Source organism: Ensifer sp. (assembly GCF_035999185.1).
In the GTDB taxonomy this organism is placed as follows: Bacteria; Pseudomonadota; Alphaproteobacteria; order Rhizobiales; family Rhizobiaceae; genus Ensifer.
The window spans coordinates 89,367-107,088 of record NZ_DASYHB010000110.1; the positions used below are offsets into that span (position 1 = coordinate 89,367).

Below are 17,722 nucleotides of genomic sequence, written 5' to 3' on the forward strand. Positions count from 1 at the left end.
CGGCAAAGAAAAACCCACCGGCGGCAAACCGGTGGGTTCGGTATTCACGGCAATTATGCCTGGGATCAGACGAACTGGCTGAGGCCCGGAACCGAGGCAACCACCTCGTCGACGACGTCCGCGCCGGCCTTTTCCTTTGCAAATGCAATGGTTTCCTTGGCAAGACCGGTGATTTCGCCCATGCCGAGGCCCTGGCTCATCAGCTGCTGGCCGAGTGCCATGACGCCGCCACCACCGATGGCCGACATCAGGCCACCGAGCAGGCCGCCACCGCCGGTGCCTTCGCCGTTGTACTGGGCGATCAGGTCGGAAGCGCCCGGGATCGCTTCGATCATCTGGGCAACCGGGCCGTCAGCGGCTTCGCGCTGCAGAAAGCCGAGGATCATGCCGACAGCCTTTTCGGCCGTTGCCGGCTCGATGCCAACATTCTCGGCAACGCGCGTGACCAGTTCATTCATGGAAAAACTCCCTCACTTGGATTTTTGACGTTGACGTCAAGGTAAATGATCGCATCGGCAATGACAAGCTGCGAACGACCCGACGACAACGGTTTTGCGCGGGCCCAGTCAGACCTTGCGCCACCGTCTCAACCCTGTGGCTTCATCGCGCCAAGTTCATGGCAAGGCGACAATTCGCCGGCAGTTGCCGCGTCGTCTTTCCGGTTGCAGGCTGACACAGTCTTGTTGCCGCGCGGAACCGCACCACCTATAACATAGAGCCAGCCACATTTCGATGACGGGCACTTGCGGAGAACCGCGAACCGCCCGCTTTCATTGATGAAACGGAGATGAAGCCCACATGTTGGAAGAAGGCAAGCTCTTTATCGGCGCCAGCCGCAAGCCTGATGATTCGATCAACAAGGGCGAGTATCTGGAGCTCAAATTCGGCAACCGCCACGGCTTGATCACCGGCGCCACCGGCACCGGTAAAACGATCACCCTGCAGATCCTCGCCGAAGGCTTTGCCAATGCCGGCGTGCCGGTGTTCTGCGCCGACGTGAAAGGCGACCTCTCCGGCATCGGCGCGATCGGCGAACCGAAGGATTTCATCACCAAGCGCGCCGAGCAGATCGGCCTGCCGACGAACCCTTACGAGTTCCAGGAATTCCCCGTCATCTTCTGGGATATCTACGGCGAGAAGGGCCATCGTGTCCGCACCACCATGTCGGAGATGGGCCCGCTGCTTCTGTCGCGGCTGATGAACGCCACCGACGCGCAGGAAGGCGTGCTCAACATCGCCTTCAAGATCGCCGACCAGGGCGGGTTGCCGCTTTTAGATCTGAAAGACCTGCAGGCGCTGCTTAACTACATGGGCGACAATGCCAGCGAGCTTTCCAACCAGTATGGCTTCATCTCCAAGTCGTCGGTCGGCTCGATCCAGCGCGAACTGCTGATCCTCGAGCAGCAGGGGGCGGAGCACTTCTTCGGCGAACCGGCGCTCAAGATCACCGACATCATGCGCACCACCAATGACGGACGCGGCGCAATCTCCGTGCTTGCCGCCGACAAGCTGATGATGAACCCGCGGCTCTACGCGACCTTCCTGCTTTGGCTGCTTTCGGAACTGTTCGAGGAACTGCCCGAAGTGGGCGACCCGGAAAAACCGAAGCTGGTGTTCTTCTTCGACGAGGCGCACCTGCTCTTCAACGATGCGCCGAAGGCACTGATCGAGCGCGTCGAGCAGGTCGTGCGCCTGATCCGCTCCAAGGGCGTGGGCGTCTATTTCGTCACCCAGAACCCGCTCGACGTGCCGGACACGGTGCTTGGGCAGCTTGGCAACCGCGTCCAGCATGCGCTGCGTGCCTATACGCCACGCGACCAGAAGGCAGTGAAGACCGCCGCCGACACGTTCCGGCCGAACCCGGACTTCGACTGCGCCACCGTCATCACCAATCTCGGCACCGGCGAAGCGCTGGTCTCGACGCTCGAAGCCAAGGGTGCGCCCTCGATGGTCGAGCGCACGCTCGTGCGCCCGCCACAGTCGCGCGTCGGTCCGCTGACCGACGCTGAACGGCAGAAGGTGATGGATGTGAGCCCGGTGCGGGGCCTTTATGACGAGGACTTCGACCGCGAATCGGCCTACGAAATGCTCGCCGCACGCGCCAAGAAGACGGCCGACGCGCAAGCAGAGGCCGCTCAGCAACCGACGGAGGCGAGCACCGGCGGCAGCCGCTGGACGCTGCCCGGCTTCGGCGACGACGAGCCGGCAGCGCCGGCCGGAAAGCAGGCAAAGCCGCGCAGTGCCGGCTACCAACGCGAGACGGTGGTCGAGGCCGCAATGAAATCGGTCGCCCGCACCGTCGCCACCCAGGTCGGCCGGGCGCTGGTGCGCGGCATCCTCGGCAGCCTCAGCCGGCGGTAAACGATTTGGCCTGCAACGGAGCAGGTCGGACATTCGCACGCGCTCCGATCTCGATCGGGGCGCGTCTTCATTTCGAAAGGAAGACGATCGTGGACGTGAAGGATTCGAACGGAGCCATTCTGGCGGATGGCGACAACGTCACCCTGATCAAGGATCTGAAGGTCAAGGGAACCTCGACGACACTCAAGCGTGGGACAATGGTCAAGGGCATCCGCCTCACCGACAATCCCGATGAAGTCGAGTGCCGGGTCGAGAAGATCAAGGGCCTGGTGCTGCGCACGGAATTCTTGAAGAAGGCCTAGAGAAAAGACGCGGGGGCTTCCACGTCAATGGCGCGTCCTGTTTGTCGCGCCGAGGACGTCTGGTCCAGCGTCTTGGGTCACGCCGGAGCGGCGCGCCGAAACATAATCCTCGACCAGCTCCAGCAGGCCAAGCGCAATTTCGTCGCAATGCCATCCCAGGCGCTCGGCGAGATCGGTCAAAAGTTCGAACTCTTCACGAATTGCAAACTGGCATTCCACGTCGCGCCCCGCGCGCCTGCCTTTCGATCTGGTGTTTTTTGGTGCAGCGATCATGCGACTGTTCTCCTGCCCATAAAACGCCTTGAGCATCGGCTCGGTTCCAGACACACCCGCCCCTCGTGGACGAGAAACTTGCGCTAGCGCGAAGGCAGAATTCATTTCAACGCAAAAGCCCGGCGGAACCATCCGCCGGGCTTTTGCAGTTTCAGGCGCGCCTGTGTCAGGCGACGGTCAACTTGACGTCGATATTGCCCTTGGTCGCATGGCTGTAGGGGCAAACGATGTGGGCTTTCTGCACGAGGTCTTCGAGCACGGCCTTGTCGACGCCCGGCGACGAGATCTGAAGCGCTGCGTCAATGCCGAAGCCGGTGCCGTCTTCGCGCGGGCCGATGCCGACGGTTCCCGTCACGGTCGTGTCTTCCGGAAGCTTTACCTTTTCCTTGCCGGCAACGAACTTCAGCGCGCCGAGGAAGCAGGCCGAATAGCCGGCTGCAAAGAGCTGTTCCGGGTTGGTGCCGCGCGCACCGTCGCCGCCGAGTTCCTTCGGCACGGTGAGGGTGACATCGAGAACGCCGTCAGCGCTCTTGGCCTGGCCAGCGCGGCCGCCGGTTGCAGATGCAGTGGTGCGATACAGAATGGGCATTGGCGTTCTCCTTTGCGTTTCCGGTTGGATGCGAGTTTAGATAGCGCAAAATTCAATTGTACGCAAATTAATTTTGCAAATTGCATTTTTGGCAAGTTTTTGCGAGAATGCGGCCATGGCGAACAAGGCGGCACATATCGACGACATCCCCGAAGAGGCACTGGCGCTCGGCAAGCAGCTCTGCTTTGCCGTCTATTCGGCAGCGCATGCCTTCAACCGCGCCTACAAGCCGCTGCTCGACCGTTTTGGTCTCACCTATCCACAATATCTCGTGCTGCTGGCGCTCTGGCAACAGGACGAAATGACGGTCAAGCGCATTGGCGAAGAGATCGGCCTTGATTCCGGCACGCTGTCACCGCTTCTGAAACGGCTAGAGGCTGCGGGTTACGTCGCTCGCCAGCGCGATCCGGGCGACGAGCGGCAGGTCATCGTGCGCCTGACGGACAAGGGCCGCGAGTTGAAACGCGAAGCCTTCGGCATTCTCGTGGACATCGGCAAGGCCTCGGGCTGCAGCCTGGAAGAAGCCGGAGAAATCCGCGAGACGCTGCATCAACTAACGCGGCAGCTGACCACCAGCCAGAATGCAGGCTGACTGCCCCCAGGAATGAAAGCGGCTTGCGGCCGAGGCCTGGACCAGGGTTCGGGCGGAGCAGTACCCCGCCCCTCACACAAATCAGATGACGAGGATCGGCGCCTTGCCGCGAACGCGATCGTAGAGATCCATCACATCCTGGTTGAGCATGCGCACGCAGCCGGATGACACCGCCTTGCCGATCGACTTCCATTCCGGCGTGCCGTGAACGCGATAGAGCGTGTCCTGGCCGTTCTGGAAAATGTAAAGCGCGCGTGACCCCAAGGGGTTGTTGAGGCCCGGCGCCATGCCGCCATTGCTGGCCGAATAGGGCTTCAACTGCGGCTGACGCGCGACCATGCTGTCAGGCGGGGTCCAGCGTGGCCATTTCTGTTTCCACTGAATGACGCCGCGGCCCGACCAGGCAAAGCCTTCGCGACCGAGGCCGACACCGTAGCGTAACGCCCGGCCGCCCGGCTGGATCAGATAAAGATAGCGGTCGCCGGTATCGACGACGATCGTTCCCGGCTGTTCGCCGAAGGGATCGCTGACCTCCTGCCGATAGAAGCGCGCGTCGATCTGGCGATAGGGAATTTCCGGCACCTGGTAGCCGCCATCGCTGACGCTGGCGTAGATGTCCGAAACGTAGAGACCTTGCGGCGGCAGGCCGGTCGGCAGAGGCCCCTCGCCGCCAGGCCCCTCATACACGCCTTCCGCGCGCGGGTCGGTAAAGCGACCCTCAAGTGCCGGATTGCGAAACACCGGTGCCGTCTCATAACGGAAGACGTCCGTGTTCATCGACGAAGTGCAGCCCGCCAGACCAGCGGAGGCAAGGGCCAGGCCGGACGAGCGCAGAAACTGACGGCGGGAGAAAAGGACTGAAGACATCGAACTCTGAAAGGCTTGAGTGCGGCATGGCAGTGCTGCATGAAATTGCTTAACGAAATGCTTCGCACAGCTCCGCCGAATTAGGCGATGCTTGCATTTGCGGCTGGAACGAGGCTTGCGCGGCGCCACCAACGGAGCCGCTAACCGTGGTCAATTCTCAAACGCTGTGAGCGCGAAACCGCGGCTGGCGCATCAGCGTTTCGAAATCCGCGGCCGAGAGCGGCCGGCTGAAGAAATATCCCTGGATCTCGTCGCAGCCGCTTTGCCGGAGAAACTCGACCTGCGCCTGGGTCTCCACGCCTTCGGCAATGACGCGCAGCCCCAGGTTCCGGGCGAGCGAAATGATCGCTGCGGTGATGGCATTGTCGTCGAGATCCGTCGGGATGTCCGCGACGAAGGACCGATCGATCTTCAGGCGGCGGACCGGAAACCGCTTCAAGGCGCTGAGGCTTGAATAGCCGGTGCCGAAATCGTCGATGGCCAAGTGCACCCCGATCGTCTGCAACTCGTGCATGGTCGCAATCGCGCCCGGAACGTCCTGCATGATCAGGCTCTCGGTCAGCTCGAGCTCGAGGCAGCACGGATCAAGCCCGGTTTCGGCGAGAATGGCCGCGACATGACCGGCCCAATTGCGCTCGCGGAACTGGCGCGCCGAGACGTTGACGCTGACGATCAGCGGCGGCAAGCCGGCATCCTGCCAGGCCCTCGCCTGGCGGCAGGCGGCGTGCAGTACCCAGTCGCCGATCGGCACGATCAGTCCGGTTTCTTCGGCGAGCGGAATGAAGTCGGCCGGCGAGACCGTGCCCCTCTCCGGATGACACCAGCGCAACAGTGCCTCTGCCGCGAAAACGCGGCCGTTGGCCAGGTTCATCTGCGGCTGAAACTGGAGGAAAAACTCCTCGCGAGCGATCGCCTTGCGCAACTCTTCCTGCTGCTTTAGCTTCTCGTGGGCCTTGGCGGCCATTTCCTCGGTGAAGACCTGGAGGTTGTTGCGGCCGAGTTCCTTGGCGCGATACATCGCCATGTCGGCATTGGCGAGGAGCTCACCGACGGTCGTGCCCTGGTTGGGGAAACAGGCGACGCCCATGCTACAGGTGACCTGCAGGGTCCGCCCCTCGATCTGCATCGGCGCAGCGATGGCGCGACGGATGTCCTCCAGTCGGGCCAGCACGATATCCCGCTCGCAGGGAAGCCCGTTCAGAAGCAGGATGAACTCATCGCCGCCGACGCGCACAACCATGTCGGATTTGCGCACAGACGTGCGCATGCGCGAGGCCGTCACCTTCAGCAGCTCGTCGCCGGCGGCATGGCCGAGCGTATCGTTGACCAGCTTGAAATTGTCGAGATCGAGGAAGGCAAGCACCGCCCACTGATCGGTGCCGCGCAGGGCCTCCAGCGCTTTCGCGACCTGCTCCTCGAAGAGAGCCCGGTTCGGCAGGCCGGTCAAGGCGTCGTGATGCGCCATGAAGCTGATGCGATCCTCGGCCTGCTTGCGCTCGATCGCGATTCCGGCGAGGTGCGCCGCCATCGCGATCAGTTCCTTCTGGCCGTCATCGGGCACGCCGACCGAGCCGGAGTAAAGCGCGAAGGTCCCAAGCACCTTGCGCTCGCGTGAATGGATCGGGGTCGACCAGCAGGAACGAAAGCCATAGGGCCGAACGAGCTCGCGATAATCGTCCCACAGCGGGTCGACGAGAATGTCCGATACGATCACCTGCTCGCCACGCCAGGCGGCGGTACCGCAGGACCCCATGCTAGGCCCGATCTCGACGCCATGGATCGTCTGGCAATAGCTCTCGTCGAGGCTTGGCGCTGCGCCGTGGAAGAGATAACGGCCATCAGCCGAGAGCAACAGCACCGAGCCCTTGATCCCGGGCATCAATACCTCGATCAAAAGGATCATGTCGCGGAAGAACTCGTCGAGCGGCCGGCCCTTGGCAATCATCTCCAGCAGGCGGGCCTGCCCCTCGAGCAGGCGCTCGGCGGCCTTGCGGTCGGAAATATCCCGCGACACGCCGACGATGCCGACGATCTTGCCGCTCTTGTTGCGCAGCGGCACCTTGGAGGTCATCAGCCAGCGGTCGCGGCCCTTGCTGACGATCGCCTTCTCCTCGATGCCGAAGATCGGCTCGCCAGTTTCAATGACGCGACGCTCGATGTCGGCGATCGCCTTTGCCATTTGCGGCGGATGGAGATCGAAATCGGTCTTGCCGACGATGTCCTTCAGCGCCTCGAGACCGTTGTCGGCAACCGTCACCTGGTTGGCGATCAGGAATCGGCCTTCGACATCCTTGGCGTAGATGTAGTCGGGCACGTGGTTGATCATCGTTTCCAACCAGTAGTGGCGGTCGGCGATGTCAGGTTCGTTGGGAAAGATGCGCGCAACTTCCTCGGCCAGCCGGTTGCTGGCATCGATCAGCCGACGTGTGTCTTCGTTGCCGCCGGCGTTCAAGGCAGCGTATCGTGGATTGCGGGACGTGTTCTTCGCCAAGCAAAACCTCCCGACGCGGGTCGTCGCGTCGCTGGTCGATCTTTCCCCACTTCACGTTAGACGAGCAAGAGTTAGCCCTTCCTAAATAACTTGTAGAAAAATCGTGTAGAGGTTGCAATCTCCAAGTTGCACGGACCCGAAAAGGGGTGGCCGATGCCACCCCATGCGCCTGATCAAGACAGGCGTTTGCGCGCCTGGGGAATGAGCATCAACAGCTGATCGGCAATCACCATCACGACGATCGCAAGCCCGGTCAGCGGAAAAGCCAGTCCGAAGGCAATCGCCATGATCCACAATCCTGCATAGACGCTGCGTTTCGGCGGCATCGGCGGCACGCCGATGCGACCGGCCGGGCGGCGCTTCCACCACATGACGACGGCAGAAAGGGACACGAGCACGATGGAAATGCAGGCGGCGAGCATCAGCAACTGGTTGAAGCGTCCCCACTCCTGCCCCTTGTGCACGTTGATGCTCCATTCGATCGCCTTTCCGAGCGCCGGATAGTCGCCGAAGGCGATATCTACGAGCGGCTTGCCGGAATACTGGTCGATGTGGATCGTACGTTCCCGTGCGAGATCTGCTGGGAAGATCGCAGCTGTGTAGACGCCGGCCTCATCCATGGGGATCGCCAGCTCATAGCCTGGCAGCATGCCGGCGGCGTCGACAATCTCGACGGCGCGGTCGAGCCCGATCGGCCCGGCGGGGTTGCCAGAACCGGAAAGAGGAACCGGCGCGTTCTCCATCAACCAGCCGGCCTTTGGCAGGACGTCCGTTGAAACCTTGGCTGAGGTCGGCACCTCATCCCAAAGCTGTGCAGGATACCCCAGCCCCATCGCCGTCAGCTTGCCGTTGACGGAAGCGCCCCAGTAACCGGACCACAGAAGCCCGGAGAAGGCGAGGAAAACGATCAGCACCCCCGCTCCAATGCCGGTCACGGCATGAAGATCGCGCCAGAAGACGCGGCGTTTCGGCGTGCCGCGTACCGTCAGCACGCCTCCGGTCTGCTGGCGCGGCCACCAGAGATAGATGCCGGTAAAGACGAGCAGGATGGCAAAGCCGGCGGCGATTTCGATGATCGTTTCGACCGACTTGCCGAAATAGTCGAGACTGTGCAGATCCTCGACCACCTGGTTGAACTCTTCCGAAGGTGCTACCCGGTCGAGGATGGCGCCCGTGTAGGGATCGACGAAAACCAGCATGCGGGCCTTGCCGATGCCGACCGTGACACGCGCGGAACGGTCGGCTGCCGCCGGCGTGCGATAGGAAACCGCGGCGCTGCCAGGAACGGACTCCGCCGCCGTGGCTGCGATCGCGGAAGGGGGCAACCGTTCGGCGCCAACCGAGACGATGTTGCGGTAGGCGAAGACGGTGTCATCGATCTCGTCATTGAAGAGATAGAGCCCGCCCGTCACGGCCAGGCTGATCATGAAGGGAATGACGAGCAGGCCGGCGAAAAAATGCCAGCGCCAGATGGCACGATAGAGCGAAATACCGCGCTCGGCGGCCACCGGCTGCGCCGCGGCGTCGGTGAAGGATGCGGTTGTCATGGTTTTCTCCGGGGAAGACCGCATTGCGCGACTTCGCCTCTTTGAGGGGCAGGACGGCTTCGGATCGCAGCCCGCCGCGTCGAATGCTTTCGATGCGGTCTCGGCTGGACTGCCGCCGTCAGGCGGACATCAGGCGGAGAAGGCGGATGGGGGCGCTCTTGGCCCGGCTCCGGTCAGAAGAACGGAACGGACGAGCACAAGCTCATTGGATTGAAGAGCCGGCAGCACCGCAGGAGACTGTGGCGGGGCAGAGACCCGATAGGGCGCTGGAAGAGTACCGGGCGCGACGAGGCAGCAGGACTGGCACCCATGGCACTTCGTGCCGCCTTTGCCGTCAGCATCGTCATGACCGGTGAGACATAGGTCTGCGAAGGTGCCGTCTGGAAGGACGTAGGCGGCCATGTCCGGCGCGACCGGCATGGCCGCGGCAGGCTGCTGGACGAGGGCCGACACGACGAGAACCAGCGCGCAAAGCATGCGCGCCGCCAGATCCGTCAGGCGATCTCCCAGAAACCGTCGTGCCAAATATACCCCCGAAGTCGAGACCGATTGCTAAAGTCCGTCGGCGGCAAAGGCAAGCGGGCAATGCGCCGCACGCCCGCATCAAAACATTTCATGTGTGGTATCACCAGCATCGGCTTTCACCGTCGCGCGCGACTGCCTAAGACAAGCCCACGGCAACGACGGGAGGAGTTCGGAATGCTGACGATTTATGGGGTCTATCGCTCACGCGCATCGCGCAACTACTGGATGGCGGGCGAGCTCGGCATCCCCTTCAAGTCCGTGCCGGTCGTCCAGGCGCGCCGCGTCGCCGATCCGCTCGCCGCCGATGCGCCGATCAACACCAAGTCACCGGCATTCCTTGCGGTCAACCCGATGGGACTGATCCCCGCGATCGAGGACGACGGGGTGGTGCTGACGGAATCGCTTGCCAACAATCTCTACCTCGCACGCAAGTACGGCGGTCCGCTGGCGCCTGCCGATGTCGCCGAGGAAGGCCTGATGGGCAACTGGACGATGTGGGCGGCAACGGAGGTCGAGCCGCACGCCGTCCAGATCATCCTGACCTACGACTACAATGCGCACGAGACCGACGAAGGAAAAGCGACAATTACCAAGTGCGCCAAGGCGCTCGACAAGGTCTTCGCTCACCTGGACGGACATTTGGAGCGGCGCGACTATCTCGTCGGAGACCGCTTCACGGTGGCCGACCTCAACCTCGCGGAGGTGTTTCGCTACGCCATGAGCCAGAAGCAGCTCTTTGAGAAGTATCCCCGCGTCGCCGCCTGGCTTTCTCGCTGCCATGCCCGGCCGGCCTTCAAGGCGATGATGGACGTGCGTTTGAGCGAACAGGAATAGCCACCAGCGAACCCGATACGCGTCAGCTCATGGTCGCCGCGTCGAACGAGACACGCGGCGCCCTCTCGTCGAGCAGCCGCATGCCCTCCTCCACCTCGTCGCGGACCCAGCGCTTAAAGGCTGCGGCCGCCTTGCTTTCGCGCCGCGACGGCGAGCTGACGAAATAGTGGCCATAGCCGGTCCTGGCGCGCACACCGAAGGGCACGACCAGACTGCCCTGTGTGATTGCAAAACCGGCCAGCGTCTGCCAGGCGAGCATCACCCCCTGGCCGGAGATCGCCGCATCCAGCACCAGCGACGCCTCGTTGAAGGTGTGACGCACCCGCATTTCGGCGCCCGACAGGCCAACCTCGCGAAACCACACCTCCCAGCTGAACATCGAATGGCCGTCGATGACCGCAGGCAGTTTTAGAATATCTGCAGGCTTGCGCAGCTCCTCCGCCATGGCCGGGGAGCAAACCGGAAAGACCTCCTGCTGCAAAAGCGGCTCGGACTTCACCCCCACCCACTCCCCGGTACCGACACGGATGCCGACATCCACATCGGATGTATCAAGGTTGACGAGCTTGGTCGTCGCATCGATGCGAAGGCGAATATCGGGATGGCGCTCGGCAAAACGGTTCAACCGATAGACCAGCCAGCGGGCGGCAAAGACAGGCGCGACGGAGATCGTCAATACCGACTCGTCGCGCCGACGGGCAGACGCCACGGCCTCCGCCAACTCGCCGAACGCGCTTGTCAGGCGGGCAAGAAACCGCTGGCCGAAATCCGTTGGCACCAGGCCGCGCGGCGTGCGCTCGAACAGGACGCGACCAAGCTGGGCCTCGGCCTTGGCGATCTGCTGGCTGACGGCACCGGACGTCACGCCGAGTTCCTCGGCCGCCGCTGCCAGCGAGCCGAGGCGGCCGGCGGCTTCGACCGCCCGCAACCCGTTCAAGTGTACGGCGTTCAAATCTCTCATATAGTTTTTCTAAACTCTTTCATTGCCATTCTCAATTGAAAGCAGCGGGCAAGAGGCAGATCATCCAAGCATCGAAAGGATGGTCCGCCATGCTGAAGTTTCTCTCGTCACTGACCTCAAACAAGGCTTCCGAGAACCGGAACGACGATGCGCCGCTCGCCTGGGTGCGCGATCCGCTACAGCACCCGGATCTGGAACGCATGGACGGCCGCGAACTCGGTGACCTGCCGTTTCCGGGCTGGCCTTGGCCGCGGACCTGCGAGCGCGCCGGCGACGTCCTTCCGGCCGGCGGCCGGTGACGAGGTTTGCCAATGTGATATGCTGGCGGGATGAGCGGGGATCTTGATCGCAATTTCGCGCGCATCGTCAAGCTGGCGGAGAATTCCGGCCTTCCGGAGGTTTCCATCGGCACGTCCTACGGCACGCCGGCGCTGCTGGTACGGGACAAGAGCTTCGTGCGCATGAAGGATGACGAGACCCTCGTCGTCATGTGTGCGCTCGAAGAAAAGGAAATGCTGCTGCAGCTCGAACCCGAGTTCTACTTCGAGACCGATCATTACCGGGGCTGGCCGGCGATGCTCGTCCGGCTTTCTGCCATCGACGATGCGAGCCTGACCGGGCGGCTGGTTGCCGCCTGGCGCGAGAAGGCACCGAAGAAGCTTGCGGCAAGCTTCACCGGCTGAATGTCGACCAGAGAAGGAGGCAGCGTGTCGAAGCCGCGGTGCGGCATCAGGCCCGGCGACCGACCTTGTAGATCAGGCAGGCCTTGCCATTGACTGCCTTGACGCTGTCGAGTTCGACGTAATGCCGCCCGGCGATCGTTTCAAACAGCGCCTTGCCCTCACCCACCACCAGCGGGTGAACGGTGAGATGCAACTCATCGATCAGCCCCCGATCCATCAGGCTCGACACCGTCTGCGCTCCGCCGACGACATAAATCGTTCTCCCGGGCGACTGCCTCAGCGGCTCGATCTGCGAGACGTCGCGAATGATCGTGGAGTTGGCCCATTCGACACTGGCGAGGCTCCTTGAAAGCACATAATGCGGCGTGCTGAGAGCAAAGTCCGCATACTCGATCTCCTCCTCGGTCGGCACGTTTCCGGTCAATTCGAGCGGCGAATGCGGATCGCGCTTGATCGCGCTCCAGTATTGCTCGTAGCCCGCGTACATGCCGCTCCCGAGAACGCAGGCATCGATCTCGGGCAGAAGATCGAACGTGTCTGACCAGGAATCGACCCAGTCGGCGTAACCGTCGGGCCCGTCGATCTTCCCGTCGATCGACATCTGCATGCCGGCAACCATCTTGCGCATCGTCGTCTCCTTGTTGACGTTTCACGACAAGGACGCACGACAGGCCGGCCAGCCGACATCGGGCGCAAAAATCTTCTCTGCGGTGGTGGGACGGTTGCGGTCTCTTCCAATTCCTGTTCGACGCCTATACCGGTGAAAGCATCCAGCCGGACAGGTGTTGTTCCATGATCGTTCGTAACCGCCCCAGCCTCATCAAACTGTTTTTCATCCTGCGCGGGTCGGTTATCCAGCGGATCTTTCCGCAGGTTCTGTTCGTCTTTGCACTCTCCGCCTTCGTCGTCTGGGCACACCGTGTCGATCCCGGCCTGGTTCCAAGCGTCAACAGCGGCCCCTTCGCGCTGCTCGGCATCGCGCTGTCCGTGTTTCTCGGGTTTCGCAACAACGCCTGCTACGACCGCTGGTGGGAGGCGCGCAAGGACTGGGGACAGCTGATTTTCGCCGCGCGCGACCTTGCCCGCCAGACGCTTGTCCTGGTGCAAGCGGACAGCGTTTCGGCCAAGGACGACGCGCGGCAGCGGCTCCTCAACATCGCAATCGCCTTCGCCCACGCCCTGGTCTGCCACCTGCGGCCGGGCAGCGACGCCTCAAAGGCGCTCGCACGGCTGCCCGCCGATCTCGCTCCGGGTTACAGGGCAAGCCGCAACGGCCCGGATTACCTGCTGCGCGAAATGGGCCGCGACCTGGCAGAGCTGCGTGCCTCCGGCACGATCAGCGACGTTCAATGGGTGCTGCTTGACGGCACGGTTGGCCGGATGTCGGCGATGCTTGCCGCCTGCGAGCGCATACGCAACACGCCGGTGCCCTTTGGCTACACGCTGCTTCTGCACCGCACGGCCTACCTCTTCTGTTTCCTTTTGCCCTTCGGCTTTGCCGATGCGCTCGGATGGGCAACGCCCTTCGTCACCGCTCTCGTCGCCTACACCTTCTTTGGGCTCGATGCGCTTGGCGACGAGTTGGAAGAGCCGTTCGGCGTGCTGCCGAACGACCTTCCGATCGTCGCCCTTGCCGACATCATCGAGATCAATCTTCGCGAAGCGCTCGGCGAAACCGACCTTCCGCCGCTGCCGCAGCCGAAGGACTACATCCTGATGTAGCCACGGCTTTCCTCAGGCCTTGAGCGCCGCCAGCACCCGGGCGACGGCCGGCCGCGCGGTCATGCGGTTGCGGTGATCAAGCACTTTCGGGAAACGCGAGGGATCGACGCCGTCGGATTCGAGCCAGCCGGCCATGGTGAAGAGATAGGGATCGGCAATCGAATAGGCTTCACCCATGACAAAGGGGCCTTCGAACATCGTCGTCTCGATCAGCTCCATGCAGGCCGCCATATTGGACGCCACCTTGGCCCTCATCGCCTCGTGCGCCGCCGGATCGTCGGCCCAGCGCGCGCCGCGGCGGCCGTGCGCATGCGCCACATGCACCGTCGAGCAGAGATAGCTCAGGAACGATTGGACGCGGGCGAAGGCAAATGCGTCACCGTTTGGCGCCAGCTTCGCATCGGGAAAGGACTGCGCGATGTAGGTCAGGATCGCCGGCGTTTCCGTGATGACGCCGCGATCGGTCACCAGCGCCGGCACCCGCCCCTTCGGGTTGATCGCGAGATAATCCGGCTTGGTCTGCTCGGCGGTGGAGAAATCGACGCGACGCGCCTCATAACTGACGCCTGTCTCCTCCAGCGCGATGTGCGCGGCCAGTGAACAGGTTCCCGGTGCGTAGAACAATTTCAACACTTTAAGCTCTCCTCTGCGATCATTTCGGTTTCCGGCCGCCAGCAAGAACGTCCGCTTCGGCTTGAGTAAAACGGACATCGGTGGTCACGCCCTGTCCGTTTCGCGTCAGCGCCCGTTCGGGCGGCCCGCAGAAGAAATGAACTCAGCGCCGTTGACAAGCCAGACAAGGCTTCAATACAACGTGATTGTTACGTTATAACATTTTTGGAGTTGCTTATGAACAAGCTCTTTTCCCCCCTCATCGCCGCCAGCCTGCTGATTGCCGGCGCGAGCCCGGCATTTTCGCACGGCGCCTGGGTCGCCGAGCGCTGGGGTACGCTGGCGGTGATCTACGGCCACGGCCCTGCCGACGAGGCCTATGATCCGGCCAAGGTAAAATCGGTGTCAGCGGTCGGCGAGGATGGCAAGGCGTTGCCGGTAACGATCGAGGCGGCGGACGGTCATGCGCTTCTCAAGCCCGAAGGCGAACCCGCGCTCGTCGCGCTCGAGTTCGACAACGGCTACTGGAGCGAGGGTGCGGACGGAAAATGGGTCAACAAGCCTAAAAACGAGGTGCCCGGCGCCAAGCAGGCGAGCCACTCGATCAAGTACAGCATCGCGCTCGTGCACGCCCATGGCGATCTGCCGGCCTTCCCGGCGCAGCCGCTGCAGATCGTCCCGCTCGACAACCCGATCGGCCTGAAACCGGGTGAAAAGTTTCGCATCCGCCTCCTGCTTGACGGAAAACCCCTCGAAGGCAAGGAAATCACCCTCGACTACGCCGGAATGCCGGAGCTCGTCTCGGAAAAAACGAACGCGAATGGCGAAGCCGAAGTGACGTTGCGCAATGCCGGCATGAACATCCTTGCCGTCAGCCACGCGATCCCGCTTGAAGGCGACGCAGCAGCCGACAAGAAGGGCCTGACGGCGACGCTGACCTTCGTCGCAGAACCGCACGTGCACGAATAGGCCGTAAAGCACGCCCTGGCGAACTGGTCTTTGCGTGGGATTTTCGCGCCACGCAAAGACCAGTGACGACGCGTGTTTCAATCAGGCGACCAGCGCCTCACCGCAAGCCGGCACGTCTTCCAGGCGATGATAGACGGGAATGCCGCGCTCGCGGGCGATGCGCACGTCGTTGTCGGCGCCTTTGCTGTCGCCCGGCAGGCGCAGCACCGCGTCGCAGATTGCCAGAAGGCGGCCGGCGACGGGGTGAAAGATCTCCTCGTAGAGATCGTCGCCGATCCGCTCGCCCCCGGCGGCGTGCCAGACCGGCAGCGCCACCCATTCGCCGATGATAGGCACATGCCCCGCTTTGAACAGGGCATAGGACGGCGCCTCCAGCCGCTTCAGATTAGCCGCCATTTTCGCCGGGTCGTCGCCCGTTCCGGAACGATAGGGACCTGCGATCAAAATCAGCATGATGCTCTCCATAAACTGCACGAGGAAACCAGATAATTCTGGAATATTCACGATATTTCGTGCAATATCGTGAAGAGTCAAGGAGACATTCATGCTGACGACACAGAGACGGGCGCTGATTTCGGCGCGACTTTCGCGCGACGGGGAGATCATCGCCAAGCGCCTTGCCGACGAGCTGGACTTGTCGGAGGACACGATCCGGCGCGATCTGCGCGAGATGGCGGCCGAGGGATTGCTGAAGCGCGTGCATGGCGGAGCCCTGCCGTTGGTGCCGCCGCTTCCGAATTTTGCCGCGCGACAGGAAATCGCCAGCGACGTCAAGCGCAGGCTTGGGCGCAAGGCAGCGGCGATGATCGGTACCGGACAGACGATCTTTCTCGATGGCGGCACGAGCAATGCGGAAATTGCGCGGGCGCTGCCACGGGACATGCAGCTCACCGTCGTCACCCATAGCCCGACGATTGCCGCCGAGCTCGAACGGCATGACGCCGAAGTGATCCTGATCGGCGGCCGGCTCTACAAGCACTCGATGGTCTCGACGGGCGCCTCGGCGCTCGCAGCCATCGCCGGCATCCGGGTCGACCTGTTCTTCCTCGGCGTCACCGCAATTCACCCGGCGCACGGCGTATCAACCGGCGACTTTGAGGAAGCGGCCGTCAAGCGTGCGATCCTCGGCCAGGCCGCTGACACCTATGTGCTGGCGACAGCGGAAAAATTCGGCGCGGTTTCGCCGCATCGGGTGGCCGGGATCGCCGATCTCTCCGGCTTCATCGTGCCGCAGGAGATCAAGGACGAGACGCTTGCGTCCTATAGGGATGCAGACATTACGATGATCAACGCCTGACGCCTCCGCCTGGAAGACACGGAGGCAATCTTTGTCAGCGGCGGTTCAGGCGGCGAAGGCGTCCGTCACCCTGACGTCGCCGACATGGATACCGTTCCAGTTGTGCATGGAATGGTTGGCCTGCGCCATCAGTGCGGCATGCAGCTCAGGCTCATCCCGGAAGAAACGGGCAAGCGTTGCCGCCACCATCGCTTCGGCCGCACGCGTCGCGCCATCCTCGCATTTCAGCGCGATGGCGATGCCCTTTTCCGGAATGGCCGCGCAGAAGACGCCTTCCGCGCCGGTCTTTGCGAAGATGCGGCCGGGTGCCGTTTTCATCAGACGCGTGCAGGCGCGCTTGGTGCCGGCCACATAAAAGGGTTCTGCCATGCAGGCCTCGATCAGCCGTTTCGAGGCGCGGGCACGCTCCGTTTCGAGCCCGACGCCGGTTGCCATCTTCGCAAAGCCATGCGCCAGGCCCTTGAGCGGCACCGCGTAGGTCGGGATCGAGCAGCCGTCGACGCCGCAATTGTCCTTGGCGAGGAGTGCACCGGTCAGGCTTTCCATCACGCCGCGGATCTCCTGCTGCAGCGGGTGTTCATAGCCGACATAGCCCTTCACCTCGGTGCCGGAATGGCAGCAGGCGCAGATGAAGCCGGAATGTTTGCCGGAGCAATTGTTGTGAAGCGCTGTCGGCGCATCGAGGCCGCGGGCCTGGCCGATCAGGGTCTTCTGGTCGGACGACCAGTGGGCGCCGCATTCGAGCGCCGAAACATCGAGGCCTGCCGCTGCCAGCATCTTTGCGGCAAGCTCCACATGCTCCGGCTCCCCGGAATGGGAGGAACAGGCAAGCGCCAGTTCCCTGTTGCCGAAGCCGTAGGCGTCCGCCGCACCGCTCTCCATCAGCGGCAATCCCTGCATCGCCTTGCAGGCGGAGCGCGGAAAAACGCCGGTGTCGGTATCGCCGAGCGAAAAGACGGTCCGGCCATCGCCGTCGACCGCGATCACCAGCCCGCGATGGCGACTTTCAACGAGGTTTCCGCGTGTGACTTCGACGAGAACGGGATTCGACATGCCTTGCCCTCAAATATCCGAAATTGCTCCGTGCATTTAACAGG

21 protein-coding genes are annotated in these 17,722 nt (G+C 62.8%); 9 read left to right on the top strand and 12 right to left on the bottom strand.

Translation table 11 applies throughout. The features are described 5' to 3' along the window. Positions 1-65 precede the first annotated feature (65 nt). Positions 66-458, bottom strand: coding sequence for a hypothetical protein (locus tag VGO04_RS13155; protein ID WP_104667725.1), 393 nt, complete (start codon positions 456-458; stop codon positions 66-68). Between the two features lie 340 nt (positions 459-798). On the opposite strand from VGO04_RS13155, the gene VGO04_RS13160 reads away from it, so the two are divergent. Together VGO04_RS13160 and VGO04_RS13165 are read left to right on the top strand one after the other, a co-directional pair. Beyond that, positions 799-2,361, top strand: coding sequence for a helicase HerA-like C-terminal domain-containing protein (locus VGO04_RS13160; protein ID WP_327496394.1), 1,563 nt, complete (start codon positions 799-801; stop codon positions 2,359-2,361). Positions 2,362-2,450: 89 nt separating this feature from the next. Then, positions 2,451-2,663, top strand: a complete 213-nt coding sequence (locus VGO04_RS13165; protein ID WP_327496395.1) for an alkylphosphonate utilization protein — start codon at positions 2,451-2,453, stop codon at positions 2,661-2,663. A 24-nt stretch (positions 2,664-2,687) separates the two neighbouring features. Here VGO04_RS13165 and VGO04_RS13170 read toward each other — a convergent pair whose 3' ends face one another. Both VGO04_RS13170 and VGO04_RS13175 read right to left on the bottom strand, forming a co-directional pair. Next, entirely contained in the window at positions 2,688-2,972 is a 285-nt protein-coding gene (locus tag VGO04_RS13170) for a hypothetical protein (protein WP_327496396.1), read from the bottom strand. 130 nt (positions 2,973-3,102) lie between these two features. Further along, positions 3,103-3,525, bottom strand: coding sequence for an organic hydroperoxide resistance protein (locus VGO04_RS13175; protein WP_104667730.1), 423 nt, complete (start codon positions 3,523-3,525; stop codon positions 3,103-3,105). Between the two features lie 115 nt (positions 3,526-3,640). Here VGO04_RS13175 and VGO04_RS13180 point away from each other — a divergent pair, with 115 nt between their 5' ends. Beyond that, on the top strand, positions 3,641-4,117 hold the full coding sequence (locus VGO04_RS13180; RefSeq protein WP_327496397.1) for a MarR family transcriptional regulator: 477 nt from the start codon (positions 3,641-3,643) through the stop codon (positions 4,115-4,117). A gap of 81 nt (positions 4,118-4,198) precedes the next feature. Here the strand turns inward: VGO04_RS13180 and VGO04_RS13185 are convergent, their stop codons facing one another. The 4 genes from VGO04_RS13185 to VGO04_RS13200 all read right to left on the bottom strand — a co-directional run bounded on the left by VGO04_RS13185 (position 4,199) and on the right by VGO04_RS13200 (position 9,547). Then, positions 4,199-4,984, bottom strand: coding sequence for a L,D-transpeptidase family protein (locus VGO04_RS13185; RefSeq protein ID WP_327496398.1), 786 nt, complete (start codon positions 4,982-4,984; stop codon positions 4,199-4,201). A gap of 157 nt (positions 4,985-5,141) precedes the next feature. Further along, entirely contained in the window at positions 5,142-7,475 is a 2,334-nt protein-coding gene (locus tag VGO04_RS13190; RefSeq protein WP_327496400.1) for a sensor domain-containing protein, read from the bottom strand. 173 nt (positions 7,476-7,648) lie between these two features. Beyond that, on the bottom strand, positions 7,649-9,022 hold the full coding sequence (locus tag VGO04_RS13195) for a PepSY domain-containing protein (protein WP_327496401.1): 1,374 nt from the start codon (positions 9,020-9,022) through the stop codon (positions 7,649-7,651). Between the two features lie 129 nt (positions 9,023-9,151). Continuing rightward, positions 9,152-9,547 (bottom strand): hypothetical protein, encoded by a 396-nt coding sequence (locus tag VGO04_RS13200; protein ID WP_327496402.1) that lies wholly within the window; start codon positions 9,545-9,547, stop codon positions 9,152-9,154. Between the two features lie 174 nt (positions 9,548-9,721). Here VGO04_RS13200 and VGO04_RS13205 point away from each other — a divergent pair, with 174 nt between their 5' ends. Continuing rightward, positions 9,722-10,381, top strand: a complete 660-nt coding sequence (locus VGO04_RS13205) for a glutathione S-transferase family protein (RefSeq protein WP_327496403.1) — start codon at positions 9,722-9,724, stop codon at positions 10,379-10,381. Positions 10,382-10,403: 22 nt separating this feature from the next. Here the strand turns inward: VGO04_RS13205 and VGO04_RS13210 are convergent, their stop codons facing one another. After that, positions 10,404-11,342, bottom strand: a complete 939-nt coding sequence (locus tag VGO04_RS13210) for a LysR substrate-binding domain-containing protein (RefSeq protein WP_327496404.1) — start codon at positions 11,340-11,342, stop codon at positions 10,404-10,406. A gap of 89 nt (positions 11,343-11,431) precedes the next feature. Here VGO04_RS13210 and VGO04_RS13215 point away from each other — a divergent pair, with 89 nt between their 5' ends. Further along, entirely contained in the window at positions 11,432-11,641 is a 210-nt protein-coding gene (locus VGO04_RS13215) for a hypothetical protein (RefSeq protein WP_327496405.1), read from the top strand. A 30-nt stretch (positions 11,642-11,671) separates the two neighbouring features. Beyond that, the gene (locus VGO04_RS13220) at positions 11,672-12,025 is read left to right on the top strand and encodes an MmcQ/YjbR family DNA-binding protein (protein ID WP_327496406.1); all 354 of its coding nucleotides are present in this window, start codon (positions 11,672-11,674) and stop codon (positions 12,023-12,025) included. Positions 12,026-12,071: 46 nt separating this feature from the next. Here the strand turns inward: VGO04_RS13220 and VGO04_RS13225 are convergent, their stop codons facing one another. Beyond that, positions 12,072-12,653: a dihydrofolate reductase family protein gene (locus VGO04_RS13225; protein WP_327496407.1), complete on the bottom strand. Its 582-nt coding sequence runs from the start codon at positions 12,651-12,653 to the stop codon at positions 12,072-12,074. A gap of 164 nt (positions 12,654-12,817) precedes the next feature. Here VGO04_RS13225 and VGO04_RS13230 point away from each other — a divergent pair, with 164 nt between their 5' ends. Continuing rightward, positions 12,818-13,747 carry a bestrophin family protein gene (locus VGO04_RS13230; RefSeq protein WP_327496408.1) on the top strand — a complete coding sequence of 310 codons (930 nt, stop codon included), beginning with the start codon at positions 12,818-12,820 and terminating at the stop codon, positions 13,745-13,747. A 12-nt stretch (positions 13,748-13,759) separates the two neighbouring features. Here VGO04_RS13230 and VGO04_RS13235 read toward each other — a convergent pair whose 3' ends face one another. Then, entirely contained in the window at positions 13,760-14,380 is a 621-nt protein-coding gene (locus VGO04_RS13235; RefSeq protein WP_327496409.1) for a glutathione S-transferase family protein, read from the bottom strand. A 216-nt stretch (positions 14,381-14,596) separates the two neighbouring features. Between VGO04_RS13235 and VGO04_RS13240 the strand changes: the two genes are divergently transcribed. Then, positions 14,597-15,328: a DUF4198 domain-containing protein gene (locus VGO04_RS13240; protein WP_327496410.1), complete on the top strand. Its 732-nt coding sequence runs from the start codon at positions 14,597-14,599 to the stop codon at positions 15,326-15,328. A gap of 81 nt (positions 15,329-15,409) precedes the next feature. Here VGO04_RS13240 and VGO04_RS13245 read toward each other — a convergent pair whose 3' ends face one another. Continuing rightward, positions 15,410-15,781 (bottom strand): DUF4406 domain-containing protein, encoded by a 372-nt coding sequence (locus VGO04_RS13245; RefSeq protein WP_327496487.1) that lies wholly within the window; start codon positions 15,779-15,781, stop codon positions 15,410-15,412. Positions 15,782-15,872: 91 nt separating this feature from the next. On the opposite strand from VGO04_RS13245, the gene VGO04_RS13250 reads away from it, so the two are divergent. Next, positions 15,873-16,625: a DeoR/GlpR family DNA-binding transcription regulator gene (locus VGO04_RS13250; protein WP_327496411.1), complete on the top strand. Its 753-nt coding sequence runs from the start codon at positions 15,873-15,875 to the stop codon at positions 16,623-16,625. Positions 16,626-16,670: 45 nt separating this feature from the next. Here the strand turns inward: VGO04_RS13250 and VGO04_RS13255 are convergent, their stop codons facing one another. Then, on the bottom strand, positions 16,671-17,678 hold the full coding sequence (locus VGO04_RS13255; protein ID WP_327496412.1) for an asparaginase: 1,008 nt from the start codon (positions 17,676-17,678) through the stop codon (positions 16,671-16,673). Positions 17,679-17,722: the final 44 nt, after the last annotated feature.